Raw genomic sequence first — 16811 nt, 5'->3', positions numbered from 1 at the left:
CCCGCCGCCGTCCGGCGTGGACTCACCCCTGGAGCAACATCAGCGCCGCCCGTTCACCGATCATCACCGAGGGTGCGTTGGTGTTGCCGGTGGGAACCAATGGCATGACCGAGGCATCGGCGATGCGCACGCCGTCGAGACCGCGGACCTTCAGGGTGCGCGGATCCACGACGGCCTCGGCGTCCAAACCCATGCGGCAGGTGCCGACCTGGTGGTGATAGGTCACCACCGAGTCGCGTACGTACTGCTCCAGGTCCTCGTCGGCGACCTGAGGTCCCGGGTAGACCTCGGTGGCACCCCAGGCAGCCAAGGCCTCCGTGCGACCGATCCTCCGACAGTGGACCACCGAGGCCACGAGGGCATCGACATCGGCTCGTTCGGAGAGTGCCCGCAGGTCGATGCTGACCGGATCCGATGCTTCCGGCCCGGTCAGACGGACCTCTCCCCGGCTGTGCGGACGGACCAGACCGCCAAGCATCGAGAATCCCCCGTCGGCACCGGTCATCTCCCCTCCCGCATAGTCCTGCGAGTACATCGGCACGGAGAAGAAGATCGGTTGGGTATCAGGGACTTCCAGGTCCGGGCGGCTCTTGGCGAAGAGGTGCACCTCCGCGGGGGCGGCGGTCAGTTCCGGCACCGGGCGGTCGCTCGAGAAGATCACGGGTGACAGCAGGTGGTCTTGGAGGTTTTTACCCACTCCGGGAAGGTCGTGGACGACGTCGATGCCGACTTCTGCCAGTTCATCCGCCGGGCCGATCCCCGAGCGCAACAGCAGCTCGGGGGAATTGATGACTCCGGCCGCAAGAATGGTCTCCGCCGCGCGCAACACCCGCTGGCCACCGCTATCCTCCACCTCCACCCCGAGGACGGTGCCGTCTTCGATGAGCAACCGGTGGGCCCGGGTCCCGGTGAGCAGGGTGAGATTCGGGTGGTCGGCCACGGGCTTGAGATAGGCGTGCCAGGTATTGAATCTCTGCCCGTCCCGGACATTGAGCTGCATCCGGGAAACGCCCTCGGGGTTCCCCGAGTTGTAGTCATCGTTGAGCTCGAAACCGGCTTCGACGGCGGCCTCGAGCATCGAGTCCTGGATCGGATTGTGCTCGTAACCGGTGCTCACGTCCAGCAGCCCGTCACCACCGCGTGTCTCCGAGGCCCCGCCATCGTAGTTTTCGATCTTCTTGAACAGCGGAAGAACGTCCTTCCAGGACCAGCCCGGGCACCCGAGGTAGGCCCAGGTGTCGTAGTCCTGGCGGGCGCCTCGGACCCAGATCGTGGCGTTCAGCGCATGGGAGCCGCCCATGACCTTGCCCCGCGGCAGGTGCAGGCTACGCCCTGCTGCCCCGTCCTGCGCAGTGCTGTAGTAATCCCAATCCTGTTCGCTATGCCAGAGGGCACCGAGCGTGCAGACATTGGCGATGTCGGGGTTGGTGTCCTGTTCCCCTGCTTCGATCACGGCGACCCGTTTTCCCGCGTCAAGCAGGCGTCTGGCGATGACGTTGCCGGCGGAGCCCGCGCCGATGACAAGGTGGTCGAATTGCTGGTCTTCCATGTGTTCCTCTCCGTGGCACGCGCGATGCGATCAACCAGGCGTTGTCGATGTGGGGGCGCGGTCTCGGCCGGTCAGCCGGCGATGACCTGCGGGACGCCCAGTGCCTTGAGTCCGGCGACGCCGAATTCGAGTCCGTAGCCTGACTGCTTCACTCCGCCAAAGGGGACCCGCGGGTCCACGGCCCCGTGCTTGTTGATCCACACGGTGCCGGCTTCGATGCGGGCGGCAACCTCACGGGCCCGTGCCGGGTCTGCCGACCAGACGGAGGCACCGAGGCCCACGTCCAAGCCATTGGCCATCTGCACGGCTTCGTCGATCGTCGAGTAGCGGATGATCGGCAGGGCAGGACCGAACTGTTCCTCGGCCACCAGCGGGTTGGCATTGTCGATGTCGGCGACCAGGGTCGTCGGGTAGAAGTACCCGGGCTGGCCGGACTCCGGGTTTCCTCCCATGAGCATCCGGGCCCCCGAGGCCTTGGCGTCCTCGACGAGCTTCGCAACGATGTCGTATTGGGCCTGGTTCTGCAGCGGGCCCAGCACGTTCCCCTCGTCCAGCCCGATACCCATGGGCATCTTCCCCGCCACCTCGACCAAGGCATCGCAGACCTGGTCGTAGATGGCGTCCGGGACGTAGAGCCGTTTCATGGCTGCGCAGGTTTGCCCGGTATTGATGAAGGCCCCCCAGAACAGGTCCTCGGCAATGGCTTGGGGGTCCACGTCGTCGAGCACGATCCCCGCGTCGTTGCCGCCGAGTTCCAGGGTCAGGCGTTTCACGGTGTCGGCGGAGGAACGAATGATCGCCTTGCCCGTGGCGGTGGATCCGGTGAACATGATCTTGTCGACGTCCTTGTGGGCGGATAGTGCCTCCCCAACGTCGCGGCCGCCGGGGACCACCTGGAGCAACCCCTCCGGCAGTGCCTGGTTCATCACCGCTGCCAGGGCCAATACCGACAGCGGGGTGTATTCGCTGGGCTTGAGGACCACGGTGTTGCCCATGCGCAATGACGGGGCGATCTGCCAGACGGAGATCATCATCGGCCAGTTCCACGGGCCGATGGCCCCCACGACCCCCAGTGGACGGTAGTGCACCACGGCATGGGTTTCACCGTCGTCCACCACGACCTCGGGTTCGAGTTCGAAAGCGGCTGCGGCCCGCAGCCAGGCCGAACACGCCCCCACTTCGAAGCGGGCGTTGGGCCCGTTCAGCGGCTTGCCCTGTTCGCGGGAGAGTAGTTCGGCCAACGCCTCGGCGGAGGCCTCCACCGCGTCGGCGGCAGCGTTGAGGTACCCGCTGCGCTCGCCGTGGGAGCGGGCACCCCACCCCGGCTGAGCCGACCTGGCTACGGCGACGGCGGCGTTCAGGTCGGCGACGGTCTGCACGGGGGCCTGCCCGATGAGTTCTCCGGTGGCCGGGTCGCTGATGGCGCGGCCCTCCCCCGATCCGACGATCCGGGCCAACAGATCCTGGTAGGTCATTGTCGCGGTGGCCGGCTGCGTGCTCATGGGCTGCTCCTATGCTGCGTGCGCCGCCCGGGGACGGCGCGTGGTGGTCACTGACCTCCCACTTTGCCGTGGAACAGCGCCGGTGTCTTGTCTTTCCGGGTTCCGGTGTTGGACGCCAGCGCAGTGTTCCCCGACCCGCAGCGGAAAGACTAGCGGCCCGCCTCCTGGACGTCGCCGTCCACCATCTCCTCCAGGGGGTCGACTTCAGGGGTCGAAAGGTAGCGTTCCAGACTGTCATCCAACTCGCGCAGCCACGGGGTATGGTGCGTGGCCGCCATCGTTCCGGTCTTCACCGATCTGTAGGTCTTATCCCGGTAGGTCAGGATGTTCTTCTGCTTATCTTCCTTCCAGGCCAGGAAGATCTCCACGACCTCATCGACGTCGAAGGGCGGGTAGTCGGTGGCCTCGAGCAGGTCACGGATGTAGTCGGCCTGGAACCGTACTTCATCGGCATCGCCGTCGATGGCCAGGAAGCTCTCACGCCAGCGGCGCATATGCTCGGTGCGCTCCTGGGCCGAGGGCAGCTGGGTTTGCCCGAGGATCACATCACGCACATACCACGCCTGGGCGTCGAACATGTTGAAGGTGAACCACTGGTCCTGGGCACCGAGGTAGAAGAGCTTCTCGTTGACGTCGGAGACGACGCCGCGGTACAGGCCGTCCGGGTAGACGTTATTGGGCGAATTCAGCGCCACGTCGGCAGGAAGGAACGGGTACTTATGCAGATAGCCGGTGCACAGGATCACTGCGTCAACGTGGCGGGAGGTGCCGTCGACGAAGTGGACGATCTGGCCCTCGAACCGCTCGATCAGCGGTACTTCCTGCATCCCGGTGGGCCAGTCGTAGCCCATGGGGCCGCTGCGGTAGCTCAGCGTCACCGAACGTGCACCCATCTTGAAGGCCTGGACGCCGATGTCCTCGGCTGAATAGCTGGCGCCGATCAGCAGGACGTCCTGATCGGCCAGCTTCTCGGCACCGCGGAAGTCGTGGGCGTGGTGCAAGGTCCCGTGGAAGGTCTCGATGCCTGCGAAGTCTGGGACGTTGGGGAAACTGAAGTGTCCGGAACCGACGACGACGTGGTCGAATTCCTCGGTCTTGCTGGTGCCTGCGGACAGGTCATCCACGACCACCGTGAACTTCTGCGACTGCTCGCTAAAGTGGACCCACCGCACCGCATGGCAGAAGTGGACCTGCTCCTTGAGCCCGGACTGGGCCATCCGCCCGTCGATGTAGTCCCACAGCACCGGTCGTGGTGGGTAGGAGGAAATCGGGCGGCCGAAATGTTCGTCGAAGCTGTAGTCGCTGAATTCCAGGGCTTCCTTGGGGCCATTGGACCAGAGGTTGCGATACATGCTCGAGTGCACCGGCTCGCCGAACTCATCGATCCCGGTGCGCCAGTTGTAGTTCCATTGCCCGCCCCAGTCGTCCTGCTTTTCGTAGCAGACGACCTCCGGGACGTCCTTGCCGGCCTGTCGTGCTGCCTCGAAGGCTCGCAGTTGTGCCATGCCGCTGGGTCCGGCCCCAATAATTGCCACGCGTTGTGCCACGAAAATCCATCCTTCCGGCCTCTTCGGCCCCTGCATCAGCTGGGCCGCACGGAGTCCCGGAGTAACCGGTAGTACACCTCGACGCACGGCTTCAGTCGTCTTCTGTCCCGCCTGCCGCGCTGAAGTTCCGCTGCGGTCCTTACGGACGGTGGGTGCGTGGAATCCGCACCGTGAATCCTCCGACCTTACCACCGGGTAGGTTTTTGCCCTGCCGCCCGTCGGACACGCTCTCGGAGGCCGACCTGGGGAATCAAACAAATATTAACTTGACGCATCAACTATATTCGTTCACGATAGATGCATACGCATACAAAATTTGCTTGATCGACACCCCTCAGGAGACAGACATGGCAGCAACCTTGACCCCCGGCATCTGGCAGCTCGACACCGCGCACACGGACATCGGATTCAGTGTTCGGCATGCCGGCATCAGCAAGGTGCGCGGGTCTTTCACCGACGCCGACGCCACCTTGGAAGTCAGCGACTCCCTTGCGTCCTCCACCGTGAGGGCCTCCATCAAGACCGACTCCTTCGATTCCAAGGACCCCAATCGCGATGGACACGTCAAAGGCGCTGACTTCTTCGACGTCGAGGGGTTTCCCGAGATGACGTTCGTTTCCACCGGAGCGCAGGGCTCCACGGAGGAATTCACCCTCTCCGGAGAATTGACCATCAAGGAAACGACCTTGCCCATCGAGCTCGCTGTGGAATTTGGCGGCGTCGCCGTCGACCCCTTCGGCACCACCCGGGCCGGTTTTTCGGCCACCACCCGGATCTCTCGCAAGGCCTTCGGGATGACCTGGAACGCAGCACTCGAGGCCGGTGGAGTCCTGGTCGGAGATCAGGTCACCATCACGGTCGACTCGGCCTTCGTCCTGCCCGCCGCAGACTAGCCGGATCAGATCAACGGATCACGACGCCAGCCACGCCCCGACACGGGGTGGCGGCTGGCCTCTTGTGGCCCAGCGTCCCTGGAAGTCGCTAGTTCAACACGACTGCCTTGAGGGAATCCGGTTCCCGCGCGGCCAACGTCAGCGCGGATTCCGTCTCCTCCAGAGCGAAACGGTGGGTGATCACGGCCTCCACATCGACGGCACCGGAGGCGATGAGACCCAAAGCCGTCGGATAGGTGTTCGCATACCTGAAGACCCCGCTGATGGTCAGCTCCCGGCCCTGGATGAGCGGCACACTCACGGAAACCTCGTCGGCACCCATCCCGACCAGCACGGCCCGTCCGGCGGGAGCCAGCGCGCGGAGTCCGTGATCCAGTGCGGCTCCAGCGCCGGAGCATTCCAGCAGAACGGTGAAGTCCCCGGGCAGTTCCTCCCCGGCCCGCACCGCCTCCAACCCCATCGCTCTGGCCACCGACAGTCGATACTCGTTCACGTCCGTCACGGTCACCCCATCCGCTCCCTGGGCGCGGGCGACCTGCGCCGCGAGCAGGCCGATCGGTCCCGCCCCGGCGACCAGCACCCGATCCCCCGCGGTGATGGAGGCCTTGCGGGAAGCCCACACCCCCACCGAGACGGGCTCTGCCAGGGCCGCCTGCTCGAGAGAGATTTCCTCCGGAGCCCGGTGGGCGAAATCGGCGTCGATCACCACGTACCTGGAAATGGAACCGTCCACCGGTGGGGTCGCGAAGAAGACGACCTCGGGGCACAGGTTATAGCGTCCAGACCGGCACTGGAGACAGCGCCGGCAGGGCACCCCGGGCTCCAAGGCGACCTGCTCGCCCACCCTCGACGGATCGACCCCCGAGCCGACGGCGGTGATGAGGCCCGCCGACTCATGACCGATCACCATCGGGGCCTCCAACACGAAATCCCCGATCCGGCCCTGCTCGTAATAGTGGATATCCGAGCCGCAGATGCCGGTGGCTTTCACCGCGACCAGGACCTGGCCATGGTCCGGGGCCGGAACCGGCCGGTCCTCGATGACGACGTCACGGATGCCACGAAGAACTGCGCTGGGATTTTCCATGGTTCTGATGCTATCGCCTCCCGCGGGCAGCCGGGCAGCATCGGCGGTCCAGGAAATCAACCTACTTCTTTTCTGAAAAGTTACTAGAAAATCTTACGACTGGCGTTAGTGTGGAGCACAGGTAGTCATCATCCGGGGGGAAGCGTGCAGGACATATTCACGTCAGGGGGCCCTGCTCATGGTGGCTTCGATGCCTGATGCTCCTCAAGACCGGATTCCTTCCCCTGCGGAGGGAACGACGGAGACCGATCTGGTTCGGCGGTTGGCCAACGGCGACACCGGGGCGATGGAGGCCTTCTATGAACTGACGTGCCGGCGGGCCTACGGCTTGGCCTGCCATATCCTCGGTGATCCGCTGCGGGCCCAATCAGTTCTTCACGATGTCTACGTGGATGCCTGGCGCAGGATGCGTCGGGACTGCCCCGCGATGGGGACCGAGGTCTCGTGGATCCTCTCCCTGGTCTTCGAGCATTGCCCTGCCCCCTCCGGCCGGGCTGGCCACCCGTCGCCCGCATCCCCCGACGCGACGAGCTGATATGCCGGACAAATACACCAGGTTCGCCCCGTTCTACGACGCCCTCTCCGGGGAATGGCCGGTCTACCGGGCCGGTCGGGTCCGCGGAATCCGCGCCCTGCAACCGGCACCGGGCGATCAGATCCTCGATATCGGTTGCGGCACCGGATTGAACTTCTCCTCATTGCAGGCCGGGATCGGGAAGACCGGACGCATCGTGGGCATCGACAGCAGCGCGGCGATGCTCCGGCAGGCACGTCGCAGAGTGCAAGCCCGGGGGTGGACCAACGTGGCGCTGATCCAGGCCGATGCCCAAACCATGACCGCCGCCGAGCTGTCCTCAACGCTGCGCCACCAGGGGGCCCGCCCGCATTCGGCGAAGGCCCTGGCCACCTATTCCTTATCGCTGATGCCTCACTGGCAGACGGCCTTCGACCACGTGTGCTCGACGTTGGTACCCGGCGGGACCATCTGCGTCGTTGATATGCAGCGCCCTCTCGGGGCGGCCCGTGCGCTGGGCTGGCTGGCGGAGGCCGCCTGCCGGCTCGGTGGTTCCGATATCACCGCCCACCCCTGGACCGCCGTGGAGGAGCAATGCACCGACGTCGTCCCCGACCAGGCCCGTGGGGGCCATCTACAGATCCGCGCCGGAAGGATTCCCCTGCCGACCGGGAACAGGAGTCACCCCAGCGAACGGTAACCACGGATGATTCGTTCCGTGGCACTGAGGCAGACCAGGCCAGCCCACACCGCGGCGATCTGCCACGCCACCATCGGGAAGACCAGCCACAACACATGCACCACGATGGTTTCCGTCCCTTCTGTTAACCCCGAGATAAAGGACAAGGAGCGGCCATCGTCAATGCGCCGGCCGGTCTTCTCGGCAATCGAGGAGAAGGCCAGGAAGGCGGTGCCGTTGATGTAGTAGGCGAAGACCACCAGCAGGAAGGGCAACCAGGGGGCGCCGAAGGCCTCCGTGGCACCCCATCCGACGCCGATGACGGTGGCCCCGTAGACCACGAAGTCGGCACAGATATCCCAAAAGCCGCCCTGCCCGGTGTCTTCGGCACCGGTCCGCGCGCGACGAATCCGTGCCAGCGGTCCGTCCAGCCCGTCGGCCAGCCGGCACAGGAGCCAGGCCAGGAGTGCTGGAGTCCACCATTGAGCCGCAGCGAACCCGGCCGAGGCCAAGCCGAGGACCAGGTTCAGGCCGGTCAGCCGGTCCGGGGTGATCCAAGGGACGTCCAGCCGCCGTGCTGTCCGGTCCGCGAGACCGGCACTGAACTGGCGTAGTCGTGCGTCAAACATGAGGTTTCCGTTCCTTCCGGTGCTTCCAAGCCGCGAACAGGACCCCACCCAGGATCAGGACGCCCAGGACCGCCGCGGCCAGCTCCAATTGCCATCCGGGGTCGGTGCCATAGGCGCCCAGCGTGACGTACGCGGCGGTTCCGGGCAGGATGCCCAACGCCGTCCCCAAGAAATACGACCCCCAGCTGATCGAGGTCAGGCCCGCCGCATAGTTGATGGCCGTGAACGGCAGCACCGGGACCAGCCGGAGGCCGATCACCGACAGCGTGCCCCGGCGCCTGAGGGCATCATCAACGCGGCGGACCCGGGTTCCGGTGAACTTTTCCACGGCGTCCCGGCCCAGCCAGCGGCCGAGCCAGAAAGCGCCCGCGGCACCCAGCATCGCCCCGCCATAGACCAAGCCGATTCCCGCCCAGAAACCAAAGACCAGGCCCGCGGCCACCGAGAGAACACTTTTGGGCACCGGCGACAAGGTCAGTGCCGCATACCCGAGCACGAACACGCTCATTCCCCACCCCCCGGTCCCGCGCAACGAGGTCCGCAGCTCCTCCACCCCCGGCAGGGGAAGGCGCAGGACCAGCACGGACAGGATCGCCAGCAAAACCACCAGTACTGTCAACCGGACCAGGGCACGACGCCGACCGTTCATGCCCTGCACCGCTCGGCCAGGGGCCCCTCGGCAATCCGCGCCCCGGGAGGATAATGGTCCACAGCCGGCCGGCCGGGCCGGACCCCACCGAGAATCAGGAGATTGTCGTGCTCTTCACCACCGACCACCAGCATCGAAGCGGCCAACACAGCCGACTCTCCGCCCGCTTCGAAATCGCCTATACGACCGTCGATTTCCTGGCAGCGGTCTTGTTCATCGTCGGCAGCATCTTCTTCTTCCGGGAGTCGACGACGATCCTGGCCACCTGGCTTTTCCTCGTCGGTTCCGTGTGCTTCGCACTCAAACCCACCTTGCGCCTGATCCGTGAGATCAAGCTCGTCCGGCTGGATGAACTCCAGGGCCTGACCGGCACCACGGATCAGGGCACCAGCTAACCGCTTCCCCTCAAGAACCCAGTCGGAGGAACCATGAACGACCGTTTGCCCGTCATCGTTTTCGATGTGAACGAGACCCTGTCCGATATGTCGGTGCTGGGGCGGAGCTTCGAGCAGCTCGGAGCCCCCGCCGCGCTGGCCGATCAATGGTTCGCCCGGCTGCTGCGGGATGGTTTCGCGCTGGCCGCCGCCGGCGACAACGCCGATTTCGCCGTCCTGGGACGCGGAAACCTGCACGCGCTGTTCGACCGTCTTGATCTCTCCTGTCCAACGGCGGTGGCCGTGGAGACCATCATGGAGACCCTCTCCGGTCTCGGGTTGCACGCGGATGTCGCCGACGGGGTGAAAGCCCTGCATGAGGCCGGCCATCGCCTGGTCACGCTCAGCAACGGCGCCGCCACCCTGGCCGAATCGATGTTCTCGGCCGCCGGCCTGCGCGGGTATTTCGATCTCGTGCTCTCGGCCGCCCAGGCCCCGGCGTGGAAGCCCGCTGCGGCAGCATACGCTTATGCCGCTTCCGCCTGTGCCGCGGATCCGGCGGACCTGCTGCTGGTGGCGGTGCATCCCTGGGACGTCCATGGCGCGGCGCGGGCCGGCCTGCGCACCGCCTGGCTCAATCGGGACGGCACCAGCTACCCCGGACATTTTATTGCCCCGGAGCTGACCATCACCCGGCTGACGGATCTTCCACGGGCGCTGGTATCGCGCTGAGGGCGTCGGTGGTCCGCCGCGCCTAGACATGGTCGGTGACCAGCTGATCGATGGCGTCGCCCGTTGCGTTGGGAGTGGAACCCGTGGTCGTCGCGGTCGGTTCCTCGGGTAGGACCCAGAGCGCCGAACGCGGAATCTGCAACCGCACCGGCGTTCCCTGCGCCACCGGCAGCGCCCAGGGGGCTTCGGCGTGGAGCAGCTGTCCGCCGACCTGCACGGTGAGTATCCGTCTGGCCCCCTGTGGCTTCACGGCACTGACGATCGCCGGTATTCCGGGGCCGTCGACGCCACTGACCATGATGCTTTCCTGCCGAAAAATCAGGGTTCCCGGCCCGGAGGCACCGGCAGCGTCCTCCGGCAACGCCAAGCTTCCCAGCTCCGATTCATGCCGACCGCCGCGGACCGTGCCCGGGACCTCGTTGAGGCCACCCATCAGCCGGTTGACCTCGAGGGATACCGGACGGGTGTAGATCTCCTGGACGGCGGCATGTTGCAAGAGGCACCCGTTCCCGAGCAGGGCAACCCGTTCGGCGACGGCAACGGCCTCGTCTCGGTCGTGGGTGACCAGCAGCAGGGTCGGGGAAAGTTGGCGACGCACCTCGGCCAGCAAATCGTGCATGCTGGTCCGCAGCCCGGGGTCCAGAGCGCTGAAGGGCTCATCGAGGAGGAGCAGGCCCGGCCGAGCGGCCAGGGCGCGGGCCAGGGCCACCCGCTGTTGTTGTCCCCCGGAGAGCTCGGTGGCACGCCGAGTTCCCACGTCACCGAGCTGGACGACGTCCAGGAAGTCCGCGGCGTCGCGGCGGGCCTCTCGGCGGGGGACACCGCGCACCCGTGCGGCGAAGGCGACGTTGTCCAGGACGTTCAAATGGGGAAAGAGCAACGGGCGTTGGGACACCAGGGAAATGCCGCGCTGTTCGGGCCGGATCGGGGCGAGGTCCGTGCCCCCGAGCACGACCCGGCCGGCATCGGGGACCTCAAGTCCGGCCACCGAGCGCAGCAACGTGCTCTTGCCCGACCCCGAGGGGCCCAAGACCGCTGTGCAGGAACCAGCACGGACCTCCAGGCTGATGCCTGCCAAGGCCGGGCGGACGGTACCGGGAAAGGTGGTGATCAGGTCTTCGATGACCAGTGTTGCACTCATGAGCGGACTCCCAGACGTCGACGGGTGTGGATTGCCGCTCCCAGCAACAGGACCAGCGGAGGCAGGACGGCGGTGACCGACAGCACCGAGAGCATCGCATCATTGCCGGTTCCGGCAGCGGCCGAGGCCACCAGCAGGGGGACGGTCACCAGCGTGCCGCCGCCCACCAGCAAGGTGACCACATAATCGCTCCACCCCACCAGGAAGGCCAGAAAGGCAGCACGCATGAGGGCGGGAGCCAGTAATGGCAGGTGCACCCGGCTCAGCACGCGCCACCGGGAGGCGCCGAGCATACGTGCTTCATCCTCGAAGCCGCACTCATAGGCGCCGTAGGCCACCCGCAGGGTGAACGTCGTATAGGGCAAGGCATAAACGGCAAGAACCAGAACGATGCCGAACATCGGCGGAAGATGCAAGCGTAGGAACAGCACGTTCAGCCCGAAGGCGGCGGCAAAGGGTGGCAGGGCCAACGGCGCGAACACCAGGGCACTGAGGAACCCTGCGCCGTGCGGACGGTGGAACGCGAAGGCCCGCGCCGCCAGCAGGCCCATCGGGGTGGCCACCGCCATGACCGCCAGCGCCACGCCCAAGGAACGCCCAAAGGCGGGCACCGCCCCCTGCGCCAGGGCCTCCTGTACTGCCCCGGTCCCCCATTCCTGGGGCAGGATGCCCGGAAAGGACCAGCGCTCGGCGAAGAACCACAGAGCCAAGGGCAGCAGGGGGGCCAGGAACCAGACGGTCATGGCCAGCACCAGCAGCCACCTTCCCCAACGCCCGAGCCGTCGTGAAGCGAATAGGCCGTTGCGCGTCGCCTCCTTCCGGGACTCGGCGGGGGCGGGGAGGATCACTGCCATAGCGGCACCCGGCGCAGCGCCAGCGCGGCGAGGCCCGCGGCTCCCAGGGCGACGATGGTCGTGACCACGGCCAGTGCCGCCGCTTCGGGACGTGAGGACAATGAGGCCGAGCTGAAGAGCCGCAGGGCCATGACCGGTAGCGGTTCGGGGTAGGGCCGGCCCAGCAGCCAAGCCACTTCATAGGATCCGAAAACGTAGACGAAGACGATCGTTGCCGAAACTCCCAGGGCGGGCAGGCTCAGCGGGACCAGGACATGGCGCAGGCGCCGCAATCGGCCGGCGCCCAAGAGCGCGGCCGTTTCGTCGTAGGCGGTGGCCCGGGTCAGGAGGACACCGGTCACGACGAGGGCGACGAACGCCGATTCCTTCCAGCTATAGGCCGCGATGACCGCGATCCAGGCGGGCCCGCCCACCAGTTCGGGCCAGGAGTCGGTGCCGAAGATCCGGGCGAGGAAGCCCGCATCCCCGAGCAGCAGCCCCATTGAGGCGGCACCGACCAGATGCGGAAACGGGATGCTCCAGGTCGAGACCATGGCGATCAGGCGCCCGCCGAAACGTCCGCGCATCACCAACATGGCCGTGACGAAACCGAAGATCACGGCGATCAGTGTCGAAGCTGCGGCGATGCCGAAGGACAGTGCGACGGCCGATGGCAGGTCGGGGGCCACCGTGAGATAGGCGCTGGAGTTCAGCGTGGGCGGCCCCGCAAAGGGCAGCAAGCCCAGGCTTTGCATCAGGGCCGCCAGTAGACCGCCGACCACGACGAAGAAGCTGATCACCGTTGCCGGAAGCACCAGCAGGGTCGCCTTTCTATTTCCCACCGAGCAGCTCCCGGCGCCATCCCTGGTCAAGTTCGCTGACCCACTCGGCAGATAATTCGGGGTTGGCCTTGCGGGAGAGGACCTCGTAGGCAGGAACCACACTCGAGGTGGGCAGCGCCTCGAAGAGCTGCTGCTGCCGATGGTCCAACCTCTCCGCGGAGACGACGGGGAACTGGCCCCAGATGCGCGGGTCCGCCTTGGTGGCCTGTTGCTCGGCCGAGAGGGCGATATTGGCGACCACCATGGCGCCTGCCTGGTTCCCCGAGGTGGCGGGGACGGCCAGGAAGCTGGCGTTGCCCAGGGTGCCGCCGTCGAGTTCCAACACCGTGGTTTGCGGCGGGTAGGTACCGTCCTTGACCAGCTTCGTCAGCGTTGCGGGGCCGTAGGTCATGGTGAAGTCGACTTGTCCGTCGGCGAAGAGCGCATTGAGTTCCTCCCCGCTTTTGGGGTAGGTCCGTCCCTCGCGCCACAACGCGGGGGCCACTTCCGACATCGCGTCGAAGAGCGCGGGAGTGAGGTCCTCATAGGCGGAGCGGTCGAAGGCCAGGGGCACGTTCTCATATCCTCCGGAGACCGAGTTGAGGACCTGGCGGGTGAAGACCGATCCGGTGAAATCGGGAGGTGCCGGATACGTGAATCGTCCGGGGTTCTTTCGCGCCCATTGCAACAGCTCGGCGATGGATCCCGGCGGGCGTTCGACGGTGGCCGCGTTGTAGGCCACCGTGAACTGGGCCTTGTTCCACGGTGCCTCGCAGTCTTCGACCGGGGTGCCGAAATCGTTCGTCAGCAGCGGGTCCTGGGGCGCCGTCAGTGCCATGTTCGGCAGCAGCGAGGTCCACCCGCAGGCCCAGGCCCCTGCCTGTTTGCCGGTGCCGAAGTTATCGCCATTGACCCACACCAGGTCAACGGCCCCGTCAGTGGTGCCGGCCTGGACCTCGCTGAGCACCCGGTTCATGGCGTCCTTGGTGTCCGCCACCAGTACCCGCTCGAGCTTCACGCCGACTTCGGCGGCCGCTGGGACCAGATGCTGGTCGATGTAGGTGTTGCCCTGCTGATCACCGCCGTACATCCACAACTTCACGGTCTGGCCACGTGCCTGGTCACTGACCTGGGCCCAATCGTCGAACGTCCGGGCCGTGGGAGCGGCGCCAGAGCAGGCCGAGAGCCCGGCGACGGTACCGGTCATAACGGCGGCGGCCAGAAACTTTCGGCGGCTCCAGGAGCTCATGTCTTTCATTCGGAGCAGCTGTCCTTTTCGGATGGGGCACGGTGGGCGGGCTTGCGGTCCGGCGTCTACATCACGCCGCGGGCGGCACGGTCCAGCCGGGGTCGGTCAAGAAGGCTCAGCCGCCCCCGTCCCTGGCGCAGAATCCCGCCGGCGGCGAATTCGGACATGATCTTGCTGGTCGCCTCCCGGGAGGCACCGAGCAATCCAGCCAGTTGTTCGTGTGTCAAACGAATGGTCCGGTGCTGGCCGAAACGCGGTGGCCCGGTGGCGTCGTCGAGTTTGAGCAGCGTGGAGGCCACTTGTGCCGAGAGCGGCAGCAGTGCCAGATCGGTGAGCCGTTGCTCCAGTCTGGCCACCTGTTCGCCGAGCAAACGTGATACGCGGACGGCGATGCGGGGGTCAGCCAGCAGTTGTCCCTCGACCTGGCCGACGCTGAGCGTGCAGACCTTCGAGGTCTCGATTGCTTCCGCGTAGTTGTCATACATGCGCTGGCCCACCAGCAGCATTTCACCGAACACCGCGCCTGGTTCCAGGATGGCCATCGTCAGCGCCTTGCCGTCCTCGGCGACGCGGAAGATCCTCACCCGACCGGATTTGAGCACGAAGAGCTCCATCGCCGGTTCACCGGGGCTGAACAGCACTGTGCCCCGATCATAGGTCCGTGGGGGAAGCATGCGGTCCATGGCAGCAATTTCAGCGGCCGAAAGGTCGGCGAAGAGATCGACCTCGCGCAGGCAACTGAAGTGTTCGTAGAGCTCGGGCACTAGTGGTTCGGCCTCTCGTTGGCGTGGTGCCCACGGGCGCAGATCGCCCGGAACGGCTGCCGTCATTTCGAGCGAGCAGTTATCGGTCATGGTCGCACCTCGAACGAACGCCCGGCAACGCGGGGGTTGATGTCAGCGTCCGGGGATTGCCCCGCGGTGTCAGTCAGCAGGAGGCGCCCGCAAGGCGCTGAGGCTCTGCCCTGACGTTCTGGCGCTGTTGCCCGCATGGGGTCCATCCATTCTCGGAGTCGTTGGTGCGTTCTCGATTGCCTCACGCTAGACGGCGCGGACCGCGGTTTTCAGTGAACTGGACTACACAACGTCATGCGGCAGGCCCGCTACCGGATTCCTGCTGGTTCAGGCACCGGCGGCCGTACCATTCCAAGCATGGAACGCTTCGAAAATCTGGATATGTCACCCAAGGATCGAACCGTCGAGTTCCTGGTGGTTGGTGGAGGCTCGGCGGGGATCGTCGGCGCGAAGACCGCTGCCGGTTTCGGCGTCAAAACGCTCCTCGTGGAGCGTGCGCGTCCCGGAGGAGACTGCCTGTACACCGGATGTGTCCCCTCGAAGACCTTGCTTTCCTCTGCCGAGGAATCGGTGCAGGGCCACCGCTCGGGCGGGCAGCGCCTGGAATTCGGCACGGCGCGCGAACGGATCGCTGCGGCAATCGCCACGATCGAACCGGGAGATACCCCGGAGGCATTGGGGGCCGCGGGCGTCGAGGTCATGCAGGGAACACTGGTGTTCCGCGGTCCCGGCCTGGCCGACGTCGATGGGCGAACCATCCGCTTTCGGCAGGCCCTGCTGGCCACCGGCAGCGCGCCTTCCGCTCCGCTGATTCCGGGCCTCGATCCGTGCCTGACAGTGACCTCTGACAGCATCTGGGATGTCACCGAGCTGCCGGATCGGTTGGTCGTCGTGGGAGGCGGACCCATCGCTTGTGAAATCGGCCAGGCCTTCGCCCGACTCGGATCTGCCGTGACCCTGGTGGTCCGCTCGCGCCTGCTGCCCAAGGAAGACCTCGAGGCAGCGGATATCCTGCGCCGGAGCCTGCAGGACGACGGGATACGGATCCTGGAGGAGGCGGCCATCACCGAAGCCACCGGTGGTCCCGACGATGCCACTTTGCATTTGGACACCGGAGAAGACGTCGTCGCCCACCTGGTGCTCCTGGCCACCGGCCGCAGCCCCCGGACCTCCGGACTCGGGCTGGAAACCATCGGCGTGAAGCTGGATACGCGCGGACACGTTCTCACCGATGCCACCTTGCGCACCTCGAACCCGCTCATTCGTGCCGCGGGCGATATCACCGCCTACGAGGACTTCACCCACGTGGCGGGCTTGCACGGGAGCGTCGCTGCCTCCAATGCGGCGCTGGGCCTGCGCCGCAGGATCCCCGCCGTCGTGCCCCGCGTCACCTTCACCTCACCCGAAGTCGCAGCCGTCGGACGCGGCGCCGCGTCCCAACCCGGTGACCGGGTGCATACCAGCTGGCATGGCGAACTCGATCGGGCCATCACCGCCGGCCAGACGCAGGGTTATACGCAGGTCGTCGTGGATCGGCGGGGCAAGCTCGTCGGAGGGACCATCGTGGGGCCCCGGGCCGGGGACACCCTGGCCGAGCTGACCTTGGCGGTGCACTCCAGACTGAGTGCCTCGGAGGTTGCCGGGACGATCCATCCGTATCCGACCTATTCCGAGGCGCTACGCGACGCGGCACTCGAGGATGTCCAGGCCCGGTTGGCTGCCCCGCCGATGAGCTTGGCCACCGGCCTCCTGGCCCGGGTTCGTCGGGCGTGGATAGCCAAAAACCCCGGACGGAACAGGTAACCCGCTGTACCCCTG

17 protein-coding genes are annotated in these 16811 nt (G+C 66.2%); 6 read left to right on the top strand and 11 right to left on the bottom strand.

What is annotated here, in order from left to right; all coding sequences use genetic code 11:
• Positions 1-22: 22 nt before the first annotated feature.
• The 3 genes from ACT3S2_RS04620 to ACT3S2_RS04610 all read right to left on the bottom strand — a co-directional run bounded on the left by ACT3S2_RS04620 (position 23) and on the right by ACT3S2_RS04610 (position 4634).
• A complete protein-coding gene (locus tag ACT3S2_RS04620) occupies positions 23-1549 on the bottom strand; it encodes a GMC family oxidoreductase (protein ID WP_444561327.1) in 1527 nt (508 codons plus the stop codon).
• A gap of 71 nt (positions 1550-1620) precedes the next feature.
• Complete coding sequence (locus ACT3S2_RS04615) at positions 1621-3051, bottom strand: aldehyde dehydrogenase family protein (RefSeq protein WP_443384049.1); 1431 nt, start codon at positions 3049-3051, stop codon at positions 1621-1623.
• A 149-nt stretch (positions 3052-3200) separates the two neighbouring features.
• A complete protein-coding gene (locus ACT3S2_RS04610; RefSeq protein WP_444561326.1) occupies positions 3201-4634 on the bottom strand; it encodes an NAD(P)-binding domain-containing protein in 1434 nt (477 codons plus the stop codon).
• A gap of 311 nt (positions 4635-4945) precedes the next feature.
• On the opposite strand from ACT3S2_RS04610, the gene ACT3S2_RS04605 reads away from it, so the two are divergent.
• Positions 4946-5491 carry a YceI family protein gene (locus ACT3S2_RS04605; RefSeq protein ID WP_441392490.1) on the top strand — a complete coding sequence of 182 codons (546 nt, stop codon included), beginning with the start codon at positions 4946-4948 and terminating at the stop codon, positions 5489-5491.
• An 88-nt stretch (positions 5492-5579) separates the two neighbouring features.
• On the opposite strand, the gene ACT3S2_RS04600 is transcribed toward ACT3S2_RS04605, so the two are convergent.
• A complete protein-coding gene (locus ACT3S2_RS04600) occupies positions 5580-6578 on the bottom strand; it encodes an NAD(P)-dependent alcohol dehydrogenase (protein WP_443348186.1) in 999 nt (332 codons plus the stop codon).
• Positions 6579-6768: 190 nt separating this feature from the next.
• On the opposite strand from ACT3S2_RS04600, the gene ACT3S2_RS04595 reads away from it, so the two are divergent.
• Together ACT3S2_RS04595 and ACT3S2_RS04590 are read left to right on the top strand one after the other, a co-directional pair.
• Positions 6769-7113 (top strand): hypothetical protein, encoded by a 345-nt coding sequence (locus tag ACT3S2_RS04595; RefSeq protein WP_443348185.1) that lies wholly within the window; start codon positions 6769-6771, stop codon positions 7111-7113.
• Between the two features lies 1 nt (position 7114).
• Positions 7115-7792 carry a class I SAM-dependent methyltransferase gene (locus tag ACT3S2_RS04590; RefSeq protein ID WP_443384047.1) on the top strand — a complete coding sequence of 226 codons (678 nt, stop codon included), beginning with the start codon at positions 7115-7117 and terminating at the stop codon, positions 7790-7792.
• On the opposite strand, the gene ACT3S2_RS04585 is transcribed toward ACT3S2_RS04590, so the two are convergent.
• Both ACT3S2_RS04585 and ACT3S2_RS04580 read right to left on the bottom strand, forming a co-directional pair.
• Positions 7774-8400: a CDP-alcohol phosphatidyltransferase family protein gene (locus tag ACT3S2_RS04585; RefSeq protein WP_443348183.1), complete on the bottom strand. Its 627-nt coding sequence runs from the start codon at positions 8398-8400 to the stop codon at positions 7774-7776. The two genes, ACT3S2_RS04590 and ACT3S2_RS04585, sit on opposite strands and share 19 nt — an antisense overlap.
• On the bottom strand, positions 8393-9049 hold the full coding sequence (locus tag ACT3S2_RS04580) for a TVP38/TMEM64 family protein (protein WP_443384046.1): 657 nt from the start codon (positions 9047-9049) through the stop codon (positions 8393-8395). The genes ACT3S2_RS04585 and ACT3S2_RS04580 overlap by 8 nt, the downstream gene beginning before the upstream one ends.
• Before the next feature lie 107 nt (positions 9050-9156).
• Between ACT3S2_RS04580 and ACT3S2_RS04575 the strand changes: the two genes are divergently transcribed.
• Positions 9157-9444: a YrhK family protein gene (locus ACT3S2_RS04575; RefSeq protein WP_443384045.1), complete on the top strand. Its 288-nt coding sequence runs from the start codon at positions 9157-9159 to the stop codon at positions 9442-9444.
• A gap of 33 nt (positions 9445-9477) precedes the next feature.
• On the top strand, positions 9478-10155 hold the full coding sequence (locus ACT3S2_RS04570) for a haloacid dehalogenase type II (RefSeq protein WP_443384044.1): 678 nt from the start codon (positions 9478-9480) through the stop codon (positions 10153-10155).
• Between the two features lie 22 nt (positions 10156-10177).
• Here ACT3S2_RS04570 and ACT3S2_RS04565 read toward each other — a convergent pair whose 3' ends face one another.
• The 5 genes from ACT3S2_RS04565 to ACT3S2_RS04545 all read right to left on the bottom strand — a co-directional run bounded on the left by ACT3S2_RS04565 (position 10178) and on the right by ACT3S2_RS04545 (position 15053).
• Complete coding sequence (locus ACT3S2_RS04565) at positions 10178-11296, bottom strand: ABC transporter ATP-binding protein (protein ID WP_443384043.1); 1119 nt, start codon at positions 11294-11296, stop codon at positions 10178-10180.
• Entirely contained in the window at positions 11293-12150 is an 858-nt protein-coding gene (locus ACT3S2_RS04560) for an ABC transporter permease (protein ID WP_444554205.1), read from the bottom strand. The genes ACT3S2_RS04565 and ACT3S2_RS04560 overlap by 4 nt, the downstream gene beginning before the upstream one ends.
• Positions 12141-12971 carry an ABC transporter permease gene (locus tag ACT3S2_RS04555; RefSeq protein ID WP_444554206.1) on the bottom strand — a complete coding sequence of 277 codons (831 nt, stop codon included), beginning with the start codon at positions 12969-12971 and terminating at the stop codon, positions 12141-12143. Before ACT3S2_RS04555 ends, ACT3S2_RS04560 begins: the two co-directional genes overlap by 10 nt.
• Positions 12961-14199, bottom strand: a complete 1239-nt coding sequence (locus ACT3S2_RS04550; protein WP_444561325.1) for an ABC transporter substrate-binding protein — start codon at positions 14197-14199, stop codon at positions 12961-12963. Before ACT3S2_RS04550 ends, ACT3S2_RS04555 begins: the two co-directional genes overlap by 11 nt.
• A 65-nt stretch (positions 14200-14264) precedes the next feature.
• Entirely contained in the window at positions 14265-15053 is a 789-nt protein-coding gene (locus ACT3S2_RS04545) for a Crp/Fnr family transcriptional regulator (RefSeq protein WP_444554208.1), read from the bottom strand.
• A gap of 297 nt (positions 15054-15350) precedes the next feature.
• Here ACT3S2_RS04545 and ACT3S2_RS04540 point away from each other — a divergent pair, with 297 nt between their 5' ends.
• The gene (locus ACT3S2_RS04540; protein ID WP_444554209.1) at positions 15351-16796 is read left to right on the top strand and encodes a dihydrolipoyl dehydrogenase family protein; all 1446 of its coding nucleotides are present in this window, start codon (positions 15351-15353) and stop codon (positions 16794-16796) included.
• Positions 16797-16811: the final 15 nt, after the last annotated feature.

It is taken from the genome of Arthrobacter sp. AOP36-A1-22 (genome assembly GCF_052377615.1).
GTDB lineage: Bacteria > Actinomycetota > Actinomycetes > Actinomycetales > Micrococcaceae > Arthrobacter_H.
The sequence above is the reverse complement of the archived record's forward strand: the minus strand, read 5'-3'. Positions and strand labels throughout refer to the sequence as shown.